The sequence below is a fragment of the Kosakonia sp. genome (assembly GCF_032104925.1).
In the GTDB taxonomy this organism is placed as follows: domain Bacteria; phylum Pseudomonadota; class Gammaproteobacteria; order Enterobacterales; family Enterobacteriaceae; genus Kosakonia.
In genome coordinates this window covers 22,280-38,641 of the sequence record NZ_DAMCGF010000011.1, presented here as the reverse complement: position 1 = coordinate 38,641, position 16,362 = coordinate 22,280, and the positions used below count along the sequence as shown (strand labels likewise).

At 55.9% G+C, this 16,362-nt stretch carries 20 protein-coding genes; 10 read left to right on the top strand and 10 right to left on the bottom strand.

Annotated features, from left to right (window positions below; genetic code table 11):
• The gene (locus RT644_RS18965) at positions 1 to 1,416 is read right to left on the bottom strand and encodes a PLP-dependent aminotransferase family protein (RefSeq protein ID WP_020456414.1); all 1,416 of its coding nucleotides are present in this window, start codon (positions 1,414 to 1,416) and stop codon (positions 1 to 3) included.
• A gap of 175 nt (positions 1,417 to 1,591) precedes the next feature.
• On the opposite strand from RT644_RS18965, the gene RT644_RS18960 reads away from it, so the two are divergent.
• The 7 genes from RT644_RS18960 (at position 1,592) to RT644_RS18930 (ending at position 6,810) form a co-directional block, all read left to right on the top strand.
• Positions 1,592 to 1,753: a DUF1127 domain-containing protein gene (locus RT644_RS18960; protein ID WP_020456415.1), complete on the top strand. Its 162-nt coding sequence runs from the start codon at positions 1,592 to 1,594 to the stop codon at positions 1,751 to 1,753.
• Between the two features lie 103 nt (positions 1,754 to 1,856).
• Positions 1,857 to 2,450: an ATP-dependent Clp protease proteolytic subunit gene (locus RT644_RS18955; RefSeq protein ID WP_370447804.1), complete on the top strand. Its 594-nt coding sequence runs from the start codon at positions 1,857 to 1,859 to the stop codon at positions 2,448 to 2,450.
• Between the two features lie 126 nt (positions 2,451 to 2,576).
• Positions 2,577 to 3,626: a DUF1176 domain-containing protein gene (locus RT644_RS18950; protein ID WP_313627614.1), complete on the top strand. Its 1,050-nt coding sequence runs from the start codon at positions 2,577 to 2,579 to the stop codon at positions 3,624 to 3,626.
• 77 nt (positions 3,627 to 3,703) lie between these two features.
• Positions 3,704 to 4,120 (top strand): FosA family fosfomycin resistance glutathione transferase, encoded by a 417-nt coding sequence (locus tag RT644_RS18945; protein WP_160271229.1) that lies wholly within the window; start codon positions 3,704 to 3,706, stop codon positions 4,118 to 4,120.
• 93 nt (positions 4,121 to 4,213) lie between these two features.
• Entirely contained in the window at positions 4,214 to 4,681 is a 468-nt protein-coding gene (locus RT644_RS18940; protein ID WP_020456420.1) for a MarR family transcriptional regulator, read from the top strand.
• Between the two features lie 4 nt (positions 4,682 to 4,685).
• Positions 4,686 to 5,753, top strand: coding sequence for an HlyD family secretion protein (locus RT644_RS18935; RefSeq protein ID WP_313627731.1), 1,068 nt, complete (start codon positions 4,686 to 4,688; stop codon positions 5,751 to 5,753).
• Positions 5,743 to 6,810: a DUF2955 domain-containing protein gene (locus RT644_RS18930; RefSeq protein ID WP_313627612.1), complete on the top strand. Its 1,068-nt coding sequence runs from the start codon at positions 5,743 to 5,745 to the stop codon at positions 6,808 to 6,810. The genes RT644_RS18935 and RT644_RS18930 overlap by 11 nt, the downstream gene beginning before the upstream one ends.
• Positions 6,811 to 6,897: 87 nt before the next feature.
• Here the strand turns inward: RT644_RS18930 and RT644_RS18925 are convergent, their stop codons facing one another.
• From RT644_RS18925 to RT644_RS18890, 8 genes are all read right to left on the bottom strand, one after another.
• Entirely contained in the window at positions 6,898 to 7,134 is a 237-nt protein-coding gene (locus RT644_RS18925) for a DUF3343 domain-containing protein (protein ID WP_045510128.1), read from the bottom strand.
• Entirely contained in the window at positions 7,134 to 7,898 is a 765-nt protein-coding gene (yjiL, locus tag RT644_RS18920; RefSeq protein WP_020456424.1) for a putative 2-hydroxyacyl-CoA dehydratase activator YjiL, read from the bottom strand. Before yjiL ends, RT644_RS18925 begins: the two co-directional genes overlap by 1 nt.
• A 9-nt stretch (positions 7,899 to 7,907) precedes the next feature.
• On the bottom strand, positions 7,908 to 9,059 hold the full coding sequence (locus tag RT644_RS18915; protein ID WP_045510121.1) for a double-cubane-cluster-containing anaerobic reductase: 1,152 nt from the start codon (positions 9,057 to 9,059) through the stop codon (positions 7,908 to 7,910).
• Between the two features lie 118 nt (positions 9,060 to 9,177).
• A complete protein-coding gene (locus RT644_RS18910; RefSeq protein WP_020456426.1) occupies positions 9,178 to 9,417 on the bottom strand; it encodes a DUF2164 domain-containing protein in 240 nt (79 codons plus the stop codon).
• 16 nt (positions 9,418 to 9,433) lie between these two features.
• Positions 9,434 to 10,714, bottom strand: a complete 1,281-nt coding sequence (locus tag RT644_RS18905) for a DUF445 domain-containing protein (RefSeq protein WP_313627608.1) — start codon at positions 10,712 to 10,714, stop codon at positions 9,434 to 9,436.
• Positions 10,715 to 10,754: 40 nt separating this feature from the next.
• Positions 10,755 to 11,396: a LysE family translocator gene (locus RT644_RS18900; RefSeq protein ID WP_313627606.1), complete on the bottom strand. Its 642-nt coding sequence runs from the start codon at positions 11,394 to 11,396 to the stop codon at positions 10,755 to 10,757.
• Between the two features lie 48 nt (positions 11,397 to 11,444).
• Positions 11,445 to 12,215 (bottom strand): AraC family transcriptional regulator, encoded by a 771-nt coding sequence (locus tag RT644_RS18895; RefSeq protein WP_313627604.1) that lies wholly within the window; start codon positions 12,213 to 12,215, stop codon positions 11,445 to 11,447.
• A gap of 42 nt (positions 12,216 to 12,257) precedes the next feature.
• On the bottom strand, positions 12,258 to 13,154 hold the full coding sequence (locus RT644_RS18890) for a LysR family transcriptional regulator (RefSeq protein WP_313627602.1): 897 nt from the start codon (positions 13,152 to 13,154) through the stop codon (positions 12,258 to 12,260).
• A gap of 377 nt (positions 13,155 to 13,531) precedes the next feature.
• On the opposite strand from RT644_RS18890, the gene RT644_RS18885 reads away from it, so the two are divergent.
• Genes RT644_RS18885 through RT644_RS18875 form a run of 3 tightly spaced genes read left to right on the top strand, consistent with a single transcriptional unit; the run spans position 13,532 to position 15,796 of the window.
• Positions 13,532 to 14,215 (top strand): nucleoside recognition domain-containing protein, encoded by a 684-nt coding sequence (locus RT644_RS18885; protein ID WP_020456431.1) that lies wholly within the window; start codon positions 13,532 to 13,534, stop codon positions 14,213 to 14,215.
• Entirely contained in the window at positions 14,208 to 14,675 is a 468-nt protein-coding gene (locus RT644_RS18880; RefSeq protein WP_020456432.1) for a YjiG family protein, read from the top strand. Before RT644_RS18885 ends, RT644_RS18880 begins: the two co-directional genes overlap by 8 nt.
• A gap of 17 nt (positions 14,676 to 14,692) precedes the next feature.
• Positions 14,693 to 15,796 (top strand): M20 peptidase aminoacylase family protein, encoded by a 1,104-nt coding sequence (locus tag RT644_RS18875; RefSeq protein WP_313627598.1) that lies wholly within the window; start codon positions 14,693 to 14,695, stop codon positions 15,794 to 15,796.
• A gap of 1 nt (position 15,797) precedes the next feature.
• Here RT644_RS18875 and RT644_RS18870 read toward each other — a convergent pair whose 3' ends face one another.
• Positions 15,798 to 16,313 (bottom strand): VOC family protein, encoded by a 516-nt coding sequence (locus tag RT644_RS18870; protein WP_313627596.1) that lies wholly within the window; start codon positions 16,311 to 16,313, stop codon positions 15,798 to 15,800.
• Between the last annotated feature and the right edge of the window lie 49 nt (positions 16,314 to 16,362).

The following is a 16,362-nucleotide window of genomic DNA, read 5'->3' as shown; positions in this document are numbered from 1 at the left end:
TCACGCCTCCAGCGCGTTATGAATTGCCTCGCCCAACTGTTTGATCACCTCGCGATTGGCGTCGGTCAGCGGCAGGGCGCAATTCAGACGCAGGCAGTTACGGTACTTGCCAGACGCGGAAAATAACGAGCCGGGCGCAATCTGGATTTTCAGGCGGCACAGCGCGCGGGAAACACAGACCATATCGACGGTTTCCGGCAACTCGACCCACAGTAAATAACCGCCTTGCGGGCGTGTCACGCAGATACCGCAGGGAAAATACTGGCGTACCCAGCAGGTGTAAGTTTCCAGTTGCTGCTGATAAACCTGGCGCATACGCCGCACATGCCGATGGTAGTGACCGTCGCGAATAAACGCCGCAACCGCCAGTTGTGTTCCCGGCACATTGGTGCCGATGGCGGCATACTTTTTATGCAGCACCCGATCCAGATAACGCCCTGGCGCAATCCAGCCGACGCGCAGTCCCGGCGCCACGGTTTTGGTGATAGAGCTGCACAGCAGCACGCGGCCATCAATATCATAGGATTTTATCGTGCTGGGACGCGGGTATTCGGCTGCCAGCTCGCCGTAAATATCGTCTTCAAAAATCACGATGTCGTGGCGCTGCGCCAGCGCCAGCACGGCCTTTTTCCGCGCGTCCGGCATGATAAAGCCGAGCGGGTTATTGCAGTTCGGCACCAGAATCACGCCCTTAATGGGCCACTGTTCCAGCGCCAGCTCCAGGGCTTCCACGCTGATGCCGGTTTCGGGATCGGTCGGAATTTCAATGGCTTTAATATCCAAACCACGCAGCAACTGCATCGTGCCGTAATACGAGGGGGATTCAACGGCGACAATATCCCCCGGCTGGCACACCGCCAGCAAGGCGAGCGCCAGCGCCGGATGGCAACCGCTGGCGATGACAATATCGTCGGCGCTGACCGATGCGCCGCCGTCCAGCATCAGCCGGGCGATTTGTTCACGCAGTTCAAGGCGACCCGGCAGCGTGTCGTAGCTTAACGCCTCCATCACCTGGTGCTGGGCGATACGGCTCATCTCGCGCCACAGCGGTTTAAGCGTGGGCTGGGTGATATCCGGCGCGCCGCCACCAAACGCAGCAATCGCTTTATCGGTGCGTGCGTCGAGCAGCGTCAGCACTTCATCCCACTGCGTGACTTCCACCGGCCGTTGTACCGGGCGCGACATCGCGGGCACCGGCGGTTTTGCCTTTCGCGGCGCAACAAAGTAGCCGGAACGCGGCTGAGGCGTTATCAGTTGCAGGCTTTCCAGCACCTGGTAAGCCTGCTGCACGGTGCTGATACTCACGCCGTGCTCCTGACTCAGGCTGCGCACTGACGGCAGTTTCTCGCCGTGGCGATACAATCCCTGTTCAATGCGTTCTGCCAGCAACGTGGCCAGATGTTGGTAGCGTGTCATGCTGTATCCTTAAAATTCACCATACAGATTTAAGAACCAGTACAGATTGGGGTGAAATTCGCGATTCAGACCTTGTTTTAAGCGATCTGTATGTTAAAGAAAAGTGATTTCTGAATCTGTATTGTAATGGGCGAGAACGGCGAAGATAGAGCTCTTTTCAGGCGAGGAGAGCATCATGGAATTTTTTGAAAATCGACCCAACCGCCCGTTTTTAGGGTTTGTTTTACTCTGGCGCAAACTGCAACGGCTGCGTGAGCGCGTAAAAACGCGGCGGCTACTGCGCGCATTAAGCGACGAGCAGCTAAAAGACCTGGGGTTACGCCGCAGTGAACTGTGATAAGTGCGATAACGCGCGGAGATAACATCTTGTTATTTCCGCCCAACCGGCGTTGGGCTATGCTTAGCTCCACAACCTGAAGGGGAGAAAGCGCATGCACTTTATGAACGAAGACGACGAGAAAAAAGAGAAAGAGACCGGTAACGTCTCGCAGCTGATGCAGCAAAAACTGCTGGATGCCCGCTCGATCATTATCTCTGGCGAGATCAACCAGGCGCTGACAGAAAAAGTAGTCACTCAGTTACTGCTGTTGCAGGGTATCAGCGATGCGCCGATTAAGATCTATCTCAACAGCCAGGGCGGTCATGTTGAAGCGGCAGATACCATTCATGACATGATTAAATTCATCACCCCGGAAGTGCACATCATCGGCACCGGTTGGGTGGCAAGCGCCGGGATCACCATCCTGCTGGCGGCGAAAAAAGAGCACCGTTATTCGCTGCCGAACACCCGCTTTATGATCCATCAACCGCTGGGCGGCGTTCGCGGTCAGGCAAGCGACATTGAAATCGAAGCGAAGGAGATCATCCGCACGCTGGAGCGCGTTAACCGCATGATCGCTGAAGCGACCGGCCAGCCGGTGGACAAAGTGAAGCAGGATACCGACCGTAACTACTGGATGAACACCAAAGAAGCCATTGATTACGGCATCGTTTCCCGCGTGGTGAAATCCTACGGCGAACTGAATCTGGATTAAGTTTGTTAGCGACCTTGAGGCGAGAATTTTTTCTCGCCTTTTTTCTCTTCACGCCCGCCAAAATACACTTCTCCCTGACACATAATTTCTGCACACTGTGCGCATTTCTCATTACGGAGTGATGGCATGAAAAGCAGTATCAAAGCGGCGCTGGTGATGACAGCAACGCTAAGCGCGCCCGTGCTGGCGGAGCAAAGCGGCGTCTCGTTTGACCATAAAGACTGGGAAGTGGTGTGCGATAACACCCTGACCTGCCGTGCCGCAGGTTACAGCGCGGAAGAAGAGTCCAGCGGTTCGGTGTTGATTACGCGAAAAGCCGGTCCAGACTCGCCGGTGACCGTTGATGTGGTGCTGGCAGAAATGGACGCCGATGAAACCACGCAACAGGCAACGCTCAGCCTGTGGATCGATGGTAAATCACAGGGCGAGATCGCTACCGAGGATAACGATAGCTGGCGTTTATCTGATGCGCAGGCGCGCAGCATGATCGATGCCGTGAAAGGTAGCGGTAAAGTTGAATTCAAAGGCGGCGCGAAACCGTTTGTACTCTCCAGCGACGGCGCATACGCCGTGTTGCTGAAATTTGATGACGTGCAAGGGCGCGTGGGCACACCTGGCGCGCTGAGTAAAAAGGGCGATAAAGCGGAGAGTTCGGTGACGCCTGCGGTTGCCGCACCGGTGATCCAGGCGGTGGAAGTGAAAGGCGGCGAAGATCGCACGCTCACCAAAGCCGAAACCGCAGCGCTGAAACCGCGTTTGCTGGCGGCACTCACCAGCGGTAACGAGTGTGACCGCCTTGTCTCCCCGCAGGAACCGGTTATCGACGGTGATAACGACATTACCCTGACACCGCTGGATGGCAAACAGGTACTGATCTCCACTCTTTGCTGGCGCGGGGCGTACAACGAAGGTTATGGCTACTGGGTGGTGGATAAAGCGCTGAAGGGAACGCCGCAATTTATAACTAACTCCGCGTCTGACTACAGCGATGGCGTGATCTCGTTGGGCCAGCGTGGTCGCGGCATTGGCGACTGCTGGGCTTCGGCAGAGTGGGTCTGGGACGGTGAAACCTTCCGCAAGAGCAGCGAATCCACCTCCGGCATGTGCCGCTATGTGCGCGCGGGGGGCACATGGGATCTGCCGGAATTTGTTTCGGAAGTGAAAGAGGCGAAGTAATTCGCAGTCCGATAAACGCTGCATTCAGCACTTTTGCCAGGTGCAGCGTTTTTCTTTTTCAGGCCGGAGTGCAAAGCATGTTAAACAGCCTTAACCACCTGACCCTGGCGGTTAGCGACCTTGCCCGCAGCGTCGATTTTTATCATCAACTTCTTGGTCTGAAACTCCATGCGCGCTGGGATAACGGCGCTTATCTCACCTGCGGTGAGTTGTGGCTCTGCTTATCTGTCGACGCGCAGCGTCAGTATGTACCGCCAACACAAAGTGACTACACCCATTATGCGTTCAGCGTTGATGAGCGCGATTTCGCCCGCTTTGTCACCCGCCTTGAGCAGGCTGGCGTGGTGAGCTGGAAAGTGAACAAAAGCGAAGGAGACTCCTGGTATTTCCTCGATCCCGACGGGCACAAGCTCGAAGCACATGTCGGCAACCTTGCCCGGCGGTTGAAGGCGTGTCGTGAGAAACCGTACAAGGGGATGGTGTTTTTTGATTAGGCTTTCGCAATCTATGCTCTTTGCCATCCCCGTTTCTTGATACTTACCCTGATAACTATTATCGTACCCCGCCTGTGAAACGAGGGGATCGCGATGACTGAAGATGAGCTGTTCGCCCGCCGACCGCTGGGTATGCGCATGGCGATGGTTGTGCGTCAGTGGCGTGCCACTATCGATCACGCATTGAGCGACACGGGCATCACGCAGTCGGGCTGGACGGTACTGATGCAGCTTCACCAGTTAGGGGATAACGTCTCCGTCAGCGAACTGGCGGAAGTGCAGGGCATTGAGCTGCCGCCGCTGATGCGCACGCTGACACAGCTGGAAAAACAGGGGCTGATTGTGCGTACGACATCGCCGTACGACAAGCGCATTCGCCTGCTGGCGCTCACCGCCGGGGGGACGCATATGCTGGGTAAAATCACGCAAGTGATCGAAGCCTGCCAGTTGCGGGCTGCGGAAAATATTCCGCCAGCAGAGCTGCTCGCCTTTAGCGACACATTGAATCAAATCGCCTGTAATTTGCGTACGATGCGCGAAGAAGACAACCAAACCGAATAAGAAAATCATGACGCCAGAACAAAAATTTGCCCGCTGGGTAAGGGTGAGTATTGCCTCTTTCCTGCTGATGTTTGTCTATTTTATCGTTGCCGATATCTGGATCCCGCTGACCCCGGATTCCACCGTGATGCGCGTGGTCACGCCGGTTTCCGCCCGCGTTTCCGGCTATGTCGCGCAAGTGTACGTACAAAATAACAGCCAGGTGAAGAAGGGCGATCTGCTGTTCGAACTGGATGCCACGCCGTTTAACAACCAGGTGGAAGCCGCGCAAATCGCGCTGGCACAAGCAAAGCTCACCAATCAACAACGGGATGCGCAAATCGTTGCCGCACAGGCCAGCCTGAAGACGGCGCAGCTTACCGCGCAAAACGATCGAATGACCTTTGAGCGCTATCAGAACCTGAGTGCTACTCACAATGTTTCGCAGTCTGACCTTGATAAAGTGCGCACCACCTGGCAGAGCAGCGTGCAGTCGGTGAACAATCTGAATGCCTCGATTAATGCACTAAATATTGAACGCGGCGATCGCGATGACGCCCGCAACGTGACGCTGCAAAAATATCGCAATGCCCTCCAACAGGCACAACTGAATCAGGGCTGGACGCAGGTTCGCGCCGAAGCAGATGGCACCGTAAGTAACCTGCAATTAAGCCCCGGATTTTATGCCGCGACCGGAAATGCCGCACTGGCGCTGGTGCATGATAAAACCGATATTGTGGCGGATTTTCGTGAGAAGAGCCTGCGTCATACGCGCGTTGGCACCGATGCGGCGGTGGTGTTTGATGCGCTGCCGGGCCATGTATTCAAAGCGCATGTCACCAGCAGCGATGCCGGGGTACTGGCCGGACAACAGGCGGTGAACGGCGAGCTTTCAGAGCCGCAAACCTCTAACCGCTGGGTGCGTGACGCACAGCGTATGCGCATCCACGTCGCACTGGATGAATCGTTGCCGAAAGAACTCCCGACCGGTGCGCGCGCCACGGTGCAGTTGTATAACAGCGAAGGGGTGTTTGCGCGCTTCTTCTCGGGCCTGCAAATCCATCTCGTGAGCCTGTTGCACTATGTCTATTAATACGCTGGCGCGGGTTTTCACGCCCCACGGCAATATCGTTTACACGGCGAATGACTTTCGCCAGACGCTGCGCATCGTTTTTGCCGGGATGATAGCGCTCAGCGTATCGAGTTTTTATAACACCCAGTACGGTGTGTTTTACGTGGTCTACCCGGTGATGCTGTTATCGCTGGTGCCGGTATTCAACCGCCATGTGGCGAAACAGTTCATCTTCAGTGCGGTGATTAACTGCATCGAAATGGTGTTTATCATCGGCTATTTGTCACGTTGGCCGGTGATCATGACACTGGTGGTGTTTGCGCTGTACGTGATGCGTTTTCGCTTTATGAGCAAAGGTGCGCTGTTTCTGTTTGGCTCGGCGGGCGTGGTTTGTCAGAGTACGATGCTCAACTTTATGAGCTACCCCTCAAGCGACTGGCACACACTGCTGTTTTCCAATGTTGAAGCCAGCATCATGGCGGTGGCGCTGAGTGCGCTGATGAACTATCTGATCCCGGATGTCGAGCCGCGCACCCGTCCGCCGATGATCGAGAAAAATGCCGCGCGAGTGCGCCACGAATCGCTGCTCTCCGGCACTGTGGCGACGATGATCTTTGTGGTTTTTCAACTGAGCGATCTCAGCGATTCGTTATCCGCGCTGATGGCCGGGATCTTGATCCTGTTCCCGATGCATTATCGCGGCGCGGTAATGAGTTCTGTGTGGCGCGTGGTCGGTGTGGTGCTCGCCTGTCTCTATATCCTGCTGGTGCAGTTGATCCTCTACAACCACAGTAGCCATATGCTGCTGATGATGCCGCTGATTGGCCTCGGGCTGGCGTTCAGCGCGCGGCTGCATGTGATGGAGAAAGTTGGCGCAGGCGTTGGTTTTGCCAGTGTAACCACCATCGGCATCATGTTTGGGCAGAACCTGCACCCGGACACGGATTTAGTGTTCAGCGATCTCTATCGCATCGTTTCCGTGACGGTGGCGCTGCTGGCGACGCTAACGATGATCTATCTGGTACACCTGATCCTGAATCGCTTCGACGCCACACGGTTTGTGATTGAGGAACAGTAAGCGGGAATGCGCCCAAAAATGCGGTGGTTATCGGGCCTAAGGCACTGTGCAGACTCGGTTTTACAGGTCGTCTGCAGCGCCCGCTCGTTATCCCACTCGCGTGAATTCGTCACCGTCACAGCGGTAAACCGCCTCGGTGACATTCGGTATCAGCCACTGATTGACCACATCCGCTTCGCTGTGAAAACGGATGCATAATCCGCAGCCGCCTTTGAGCTGGCGCGGAATATCCTGCACGCGAAAAGCGATCCCCGCCGACTGCATCGCTTTGCGCGTTTGCAGCACGCCGGGTGTGGTGTGGAACAGCAATAGGTATTCCGCCATTAGCGTTTCCTCTGCCGCTGGCCGATTAACGCCGCGCCCAGCGCGCCCGCGTACTGGGCGTCGTTATGCGTAAAAACATCGCTGGCCAGATGCCCGGCCAGCATGCGGCGAAAAGTGGCGCAGTGGCTGACGCCGCCGGTAAACAGCAATGGCCCTTGCGTGGAAAGCCGCGAGATGAAATGCGCACTGCGGCGCGCCATGGCGTTGATCACCCCGGCGAGAATCGCTTCCGGTGCGATACCTGCCGAACGCAGGCTGATCACTTCGGATTCGGCAAACACCGTACACATGCTGGTTAGCGGATGCGGCTCCACGCCGTCGGTGATGGCGTCCAGGTGCTCTACCTGCGTACCCAGCGTGCGCGAGATAACGTCCAGAAAACGCCCGGTTCCGGCGGCGCATTTGTCATTCATCAGAAAATCGGTGAGATTGCCCTGTTCATCCAGCGCGATCACTTTGCTGTCCTGCCCGCCGATGTCGATCACCGTACGTGTTTGCGCGAGCAACAAACGTGCGCCGAGGCCGTGGCAGGAGATTTCGGTAACCTGTTTATCGGCGAAATCGACCAGTTGCCGCCCGTAACCGGTCAGCGTCAGAAAGGGTTTTTCACCCAGCCCTTCGCACAGGGTTTCCCATGCCTCGACAATTGATGTCGCCGGGCGAAACGAGGTCGGGCACAGGAAGCGCCGCACAATCGTCTCGCCCTGGAGCAAAATGCCTTTGGTGGTGGTCGAGCCGGAATCAATACCCACGGTAAACGTCACGCCCGCTCCTTATAACATCTCGATAAACGCGGCGACGCGGGTGCTGAGCTGCCCGATATCCGCTGTCGAATAATCCGTTTCAATGGCCATATAGGGAATGTTGTGCTGCTGACGGACATGGCGTTTGATCGCCAGCGACTCCACCGCGTAGGTGTGGCAGGCCTGCAAAATCACATCGATAACGCCATCGGCCTGGTATTCGTCGACCATCTGGCTGAGCAGTTTCAGGCGCTCATCATTAGGGGATATACAGGAGCAGCCGATTGCCAGATATTTGTCGGTCAGCGCGTCGTAAACATCGCCGCTCTCCTCGACGCAGCGCTCGGTGGCTTTTGCGCCGGTACAGTTTTCGTAGCCCACCACCCAGCCGCCGTTCTCTTCAATGGCGCGCACCACTTTTTCCGCCGCGCCGCCAATCGGGCAACCGGTGATTAAAATACGCGGGCGAGGATCCAGCCGTTTACCTGCTTGCCACTCCTCGCGGATCCGCGCCGCTGTGGTGTTCAGTTCATCGATCAGCGCCGATTTATCAAAGCGGAAGGTCGCGCCATACACCACTTTCAGAATATCCGCGCCGCTGATCGCCGGCGGATTGAGCTGCCCGACGCGGTAGAAATTCGCCAGCGCCTGGCGCTCGCGGTTTTTCAGCGCGATGGCCTCGCGCAGCGCTGCTTCGCTAATCGGCTGACCAAAACGTTGCTCAATCGCCTGCTGTAAACGCAGGATCTCGGCTTTCCACAACGCGCGGGAAGCGGCGTCTGCTGCGCTGTTCGGCAACTGCATGACATGGACGGCTTTGAATTCCGTCATGTATTCATACATTTTCTTTTTGCCGTCGCAGGTGGTTTCACCCACCACCAGATCGGAAAAGTAGAAGTAGGGGCATTTGTCGGTTTTGCCAAAGCCGTAGCTGCTTTTGATCAGCGGACAGAGGTTGCGCGGCAGGTCTTTTTCCGCCTCTTCAATGGTTTCATCATTGGTGGAACAGAGGGAAACCACTACCGCGCCGGCGGCCATGGCAATCTCTTGTGGCATAAAGGTGCAGTAGGTGCCAACCAGCGGGATCCCTTGCTCTTTGAGATCCATCACGGTGAGAAAACCTTTCTGGCGGGCTTCAGAAAACTGTTCAAAAACATCTGGCAGGGCGGTGATAAGCGACATGAGTTTCCTTCCCCGTAACACGGGAGAGTTTGAAAAGAGGCCGCATTATAGGCATGCAAAAAGTGTGGAGATATTGATCTCCGGCGGATGAAAAGGGGAAAAACTCTTTTCAGCAAGGTCAGATTATTTTTTTGAGATCCATCTCTTCCTGAATACGCTCGCTATAGAGCGCGTGTGTGCGAATCGCTTCGTCGATGCCTGCGTTATAAAAAGCCGGGCCAATCTGTTCGGCAATGAAGTCGATAAAGAACTCGGCGTCAAACTGCTCCAGTTCCAGCTCAAAATTCTGCTCACAGTAGGTCTGCAATTTTTTGCGTAACTGCTCGCGTTCGCTGGTGGTGAGGGTAATGTCGGCCATCGTTTCTCCTGGCAAATTAGAAAGCGCTAACGTGCAGCAGCGCGGGCAACTGCGACAGTAAATAGAGAATAAGGCCGATCGTTCCACCGACGAGCGTGCCGTTGATGCGGATAAATTGCAGATCTTTGCCGATATTCAGCTCGATTTGCTGCGACATATCCCGCGCGTCCCAGCTTTTCACCGTGTCGCTGATATGGCGGGTGAGAAACGCGGCGAACTCAGGCGCCACGCGGTGCGCGGCTTGTTCCAGATGTTCATTTAACGAGGCGCGCAGCGCGCCATCCGCCAGCAGCGTTTCGCCGAACCACAGGCCCGCGTCGGTGATGCGTTTTTGCATACGCGAATCGTCAGACTTCATATCCGCTTTCATCCAGTTACGCAGATCCGCCCACATTTCGCCGACATAGTGATTAAACGTCTCATCGTTTTTCAAATACTCTTTGATGTTTTCTGCGCGCTCGGCCATTTCCGGATCGCTTTTCAGACTGGCGATCAGCTTCATCGTCGCGCGATCGAAAGCCTGGCGGATCTGATGCGTGCTGTCGGCATTGACATCATCGAGCAGCGAATTGACCGCCTCGGAAACCCAGTCGGCACTCTGCTCGCCCAGCCATTCAGTAGGCAGGATCTTCGCTTTCATCGGGTGATCGGTTTTCAGCCAGCGCACAATCTGGCGGGCAATAAAATCGCGGCTACTTTGCCGTTGCAGCAGGGCGATCAATTGCGCAATGACGGTATCCAGTAATTTCTGGTGACGATTATTGCGGGTCAGGCTTTCCAGTAGCAGCGCGCTGGTTTCGGTGAGATCCACTTTGTCGATGGCTTTGTGCACCGCGCGGCGTAACAGACGCTGGATGCGGCTATCGTCAGCCATCTCCAGAAAGCCGCTCATTACCTGCAACAGATGCACGCCCACTCGCTGGGCGTTTTCGGGCTGGCTAAACCAGACGCCAATCATCTGCGCAGGCTGGTGGCGATGAATTAACGCGACCAGCGATTGGGTATCAAGAAACTTTTCCTGCACGAACTGGCCGAGGTTGTCGCCGATCCGCTCTTTATTACGCGGGATAATCGCCGTATGGCGGGCAATAAACGGGAACGGCACGCGGTGAAACAGCGCGACCACCGCGAACCAGTCCGCCAGCGCGCCGACCATCGCCGCTTCGGCAATGGCTTTCACCCCGCTTACCCAGAAGTTGGGCGGCAGGAACAGTGTGGTGATAAACGTCGCGGCCGCAACCAGCAACAACGACAGCGCCAGACGCTTGGCGCGCTTAAGTTCTGCGAATTTATTCATGGTTTAAGCATATAACCCAACGCCGGGTTCTTGCAAAAGGTTAAATCCTAAGCAGATTACGCAGCATGCTCCACAAAATCGACATCCCGAACACCATTAACACCGCGCCTGCGACGCGCTCTATCCACCACACACTTTGCCTCAGCCGCTTTTGCACGGCGGGCTGGCCAATCAGCGATACCACGGCCAGATCCCACACTAATACGACCATCACCATCCACAGGCCGCTCACCGACTGCTGGAGCAGCGTGACGTCCGGGCCGAGCAGGGCGGTCATCAGCGCAAGGTAAAACAGCGCGTTTTTGGGATTGAGCAGTGCGGAGCCAAGCCCGAGTAAAAACTGTTTCCGCAGGCTCGGGCACGGCTGACGGGTTTCATTGACGCTAAGCGTCTGCGCGCGGCTGTGCAGCAGGTGCCAGCCAATCCACAACAAATAGATCGCGCCCAGCAGTTCAATGGCGCTAAAGAGCCCCGTGAACTGGCGCAGCGCGCTCGCCCCGATAATCACTATCAGGATATAAAACGCATTACCTGCGGCGATGCCCGCGCACAGCCCGGCGCTGCCGCGCAGGCGATAGCGGATCGCAAACCCCATTAACAGAAAGAAATCCGGGCCGGGGCTGAGCAGGGCGACAAAGTGCGCCAGTGCCAGTGCCGGAAACGCGGTGGGAAACAACGCCATAGTGACCTCCACAAAAAAAGTGAAGTTCACCTTAGCGGCGCGTCGGCGCTATTTATTGTCGGATATTGATCGGCCAAACGCGTACTGGCGCGGTGTGGCAGCGGTGTAGTTCACAAAGGTCCGGTGGAAATGGCTCTGATCGGCAAAGCCGCTCTGGTAGCCGACATCCGCCAGGGGATCGCCCGCGCGCAGGCGGCTTTTGGCAAACTCAACGCGCGCGATATTCAAAAAGCTGCCCGGCGTCAGGCCGGTGTCCTGCCTGAAGGTACGGATGAGCGTCTCTTTGCGCAGGGAAAAAGCACTGGCCAGCGCATCAAGCGTGGGCGGTTGCTGCAAATCGTGGGTTAACGCCGCCAGCACCTGCTGGCTTACGGGCCGCAGCGGCGCACAGTGATGCGAACCGCGAGGTAAGGCGCTGAGCAGGGCATCGAGTGCGGCGGGTAATGGCGGCGAGTCGTCACGCTCAATCAACGCCACGATACGCATGTACAACTGAAATAACACAGGGTCGCGAACGACCTGCTGCTGGCTGTTTTCATGCGGCAGGTAGAGCATATGGTAGCTGCGTGGTTGCCCGGCGAAGGGGTTACAACTGTGAGGCGCGTGCGGTGGAATGACCATCAGATCGCCCGGCAGGAGCAGGTATTCCTGCCCGTTACAGAGGCAGCGGGTTTGCCCCTCAACAATTGCTCCGATTGAAAGCTCAGCATGGCGATGGCGCTTATAGGCTTGCCGGCTACGCCAGGTGCTGCGCAGCTCAACGCCGGGTAATGCCTGCGGGCGGCAAAATGATTGCTGTATATCGCGCGTCATCGACATGTTTTGCCTCGTCTGGTCGGCTTTCTGGTATACCACACCCCTTTATTTATCGCGAAAGGCATTATGCAATAGCCGCCACATATGGTGGGAGGCTGGCGTAAAACGCCGATCGGAGCTGCGCAGCAGGTGGCACTGAGCGCTACTGGCGACAGGATGATCGAGCGGTACAGCGACCAGCGCACCAAGGCGAATGGGATCGGCGGCGGCATAAGCGGTCATAAATGAGATGCCCAGCCCCGCCTGGCTTAGCCCCATCGCGGTGGAGAACTGATTACAGCGATATGCCGGATGAAATTGCAAACCCTGGCTTTTGAACATGGCATTCATATGGCGTTGCAGGCCGAAATTTTCCGTCAGGGCTATTAATGGATAGTCGACCAGCTCTTCAATGGTGATGCTTTGCCGCTGCGCGATAGGGTGCTGTGGCGAGACCACGGCGCAAATCGGCCCCCACTGAAAGCTGTGGCGCTTGAGTTCCGGCGAACCGATTGGGCCAAAGGCCAGCGCCATATCCGCTTCGCCGCTGACGATGTCATTGAGCATCTCCTGCATGCTGCCCACCACAATATCGACAAAAACCTGCGGGTACGACTTGGCAAACTCACGCATTACCCCTTCGATAAAGGCGGTGATCAGCCCACCGCCAATGCGCACCGAGATGGTGCCGCCGCGCATATGGCGCAGATCTTTTAACTGGCTTTCCAGCTTTTCGCGTCGCTGGCGGCTGGCAAAATAGTCTTCCGCCAGCAGGCGTCCCGCTTCGGTTAATACCACGTTACGCCCGCGCCGCTCCAGCAACGGAAGTTGTAGCGCACGCTCCAGTTGCGCGATCTGGCGGCTGACCACGGACGGGTTAACACCCAGGATATCCGCCGCGCGACGGATCCCGCCCTGGTTACCCACTTCATATAAATAACCCACCTGCTTGTCCTGGAACATTCGCCACATTCCTTCTCAACTGTTGACCTGAAAGCAACAATAACATCAATAAGCGGATATTTATCATCCAGATTGAATAGTGATAATCAAATTAACCGCCCTGTTTTGTGAGTGAAAGAAAATGAAAAACTGAATCTGCATTTCTGCACCAAAAGGGTGCCCGATAACGGTGAGAAATTATTTTATTAGGATGTTCTTAATGCTTAATTAAATAATTTTTTAGTTACTTTGCTTTTAATTCTCGGTATTTCACGGGAAGGTTTTTTGTTGCGTAATAATTCGCAGTAAAAGGTTTTTATTTTAGCGTCGGGCTATTCAGGCACGGATCCTGCTTAGTAATAAGTCATTGTCATCTGATTATTTCAAAGAGAGATGTTATGAGTGAATCGAAAACGCTGGAGCAACCCGCGAAAGAGCACGCGGAAGAGTGGAAAGTCGGGCCTGGCGCCTGGATTTCGTTAGTGATTGTTCTGCTGGTTTTTTCCGGCTTCTTTTTCAAAGTCGAGGGGATGGCGTGGCTGGGCGCGTTTGACTTCACCACGCTGGGCGGCACGTTCGGCACGATGAAGACACCGGAAACCAACACCTTTATCGGCAGCGGCGGCATCAGCGCGAAGGCCGGTTTCCTGTTCGCGCTGTCGCTGGTGCCAACGGTCATGCTGGCGCTGGGGTTGCTGGAGATTTTTACCCATTACGGCGCGATCCGCGCGGCGCATAAATTGCTGACACCCTTGCTTAAACCGCTGCTGGGTATTCCGGGCTATACGGGGCTGGCGCTGATTACCGACCTGCAAAGTACCGATGCCGGGGCGGCATTAACCAAAGAATTATACGACAGCGATAAAATTACCCGTAAAGACGTGGTGATTATGGGGTCGTGGCAATATTCCGGCGCGGGCTTAATCAATAACTATTTTTCGATTGGCTCAGCGATGTTCGCGTCATTAACCATCCCGATTATTGTTCCGCTGGTTTTAATGTTTGTCCTTAAATTCGTGGGCGCAGCCGTGGTTCGTCTGGCATTAAACACTGTTTATAAGCGAGATTTCGACAATGAATAATTCCGCAAAAGTCTCTGGTAATCCGTTCGATATTTTCGTTATTGGTGCGCGTAAAGGTTTTAATATCGCCATTAATAATCTGATGCCGAATGTATTAATGGCCTACGTAATCGCCGAAATGCTCAATTTACTCGGCGTGATGCAGATTATTGGCCATCTTTGCGCGCCGTTAATGGGGCTGTTCGGCCTGCCGGGGGAAGCGATTACCGTGTTGCTCACCGCCTGGCTTTCGTCTTCTGCGGGAACCGGCGTGGCGGTCAGCCTGCTGAGCAAAGGCCAGCTTGATATGGGGCAAATCACTATTCTCGCGCCCGCCATCTTTTTAATGGGTTCGCAGCTACAGTATATGGGCCGCCTGTTGGGCGTAGCCGATGTGCCGAAGAAGTACTGGCCGTTACTGATGGCGGTCAGCATTCTCAATGCCGTAATCGCCATGCTGATTATGCGCGTTATTGCCTGAGTACCAAGGAGTAAGACGTGTCACGCACACTTGAGCATTTTAATTACCTGCATCAGATCCCGGAACTCGGGTTCGAAGAGTATAAAACCTCTGCTTATATCGCCGGGGTACTGGAGGCGGCGGGCTATCAGGTCATGCGCCAGGTCAATAACACGACCGGCATTGTCGCGGTGCTGGACAGCGGTAAACCGGGGCCAGTGCTGGCGCTACGCGCCGATATGGATGCGCTCGGGCATATCATTGACGGTGAGCATGTCGCGCGCCACACCTGTGGGCACGATGGGCACTCCACGGTGGTGTTGACCACCGCGCAGGAAGTGATCGCCGAAGGAGTAGTAAAAAAAGGCAAGCTGAAGTTCATCTTCCAGCCCGCGGAGGAACTGGGTACCGGGGCGATTGCGCTGACGGAGGCTGGCGTGCTGGACGATGTCGACATGCTGCTTGGTTTCCACCTGCGTCCGCTGGAAGAGTGCCCGATGGGCCAGGCGGTGCCAGCCATGTATTACTCGGCGTCTGCCACGGTGGAAGTGGTGTTCCACGGCAAAGCGGCACATGCGGCGCGGCCCCACTTAGGCGTAAACGCGCTGGACGCCGCCGCCCACGCAGTGCAGGCGGTAAACGGCATTCATCTTGCGCCATCGCTCACCTGGAGCGCGAAAGCGACGCGCTTTCTCTGTGACGCCGGGGTGACCAACTCAATTCCTGATAAAGCACTGGTGTGCTGGGATTTGCGTGCGGCGGAAAATGAAGCCATGACTGCGTTAAAACCGCAGGTATTGCGCGCGATTGAAAGCAGTGCGGCGGCATACGGCGCACGGGCTGAGATCCGCATTCTGAAAGAGATGCCTGCGGCGATCATTGATGACGAGGCAACTGAGGTGGTTTCCCGCGCGATTCGCAGCGTGTTTGGCGATGCGGGGCTGACCGCACCAAAATCGACACCCGGCAGCGAAGACTTTTTCCACTACCTGCGCCTGCGCCCACAGGTGAAAGGCGGTTTCTGGGGGCTCGGTGCCAACCTGATGCCGGGTCTGCATCACCCGGAGATGCACTTTGACCGCGACGCGCTGGCGCTCGGCGTGAAAGTGTTTAAAGCCTGCGTGCAGGATGTGCTGGGCTGAGTCATGGCTTCCAGCGGCGCAGCGTGGTCTCCTGTTCATAGGGCATCGGCGTGGGCCAGGTAATAAACTCGACGATGCTGCCCCAGGGCGTGCGGCCATAGCAAAAACAGTTGCCTGCACCTTCCTCCGTGGAAAAACCTAGCGGCTGCGGCGTGGTAAATACCTCGCCGCCCGCTGTATTAAAGCGTTGCAGCGCAGTGCCGATATCATCGCTGTAGACCGCAAAATGTTGCAGACCAAAATCGCTGGCCCGCAGCGGCTCGCGCTGGTCTGGCCCGTGCATTTCGAAGAGTTCGATGCCGGGGCCGTGCTGAAGTTTAAACATGCGTATCGCTTTGATAGTCGTGCCTGGCGCCAGGCGTAGCGTCTGCTGCTGCGCCTCGTTATCAAGATTCTTATCTTCTGGCGCGACGGATTGATAAATCAGCTCCGCGTCCAGCGCGTCAATCAGAAAACGGGTCGCCTCTTCAATATCCGGAACGGTGATACCAATATGATCGATGCCGCGAATACTCATGTTTCCTCCTGTTAATGGCTCTTTTTAAAGCATAGAACAGATACGTGGA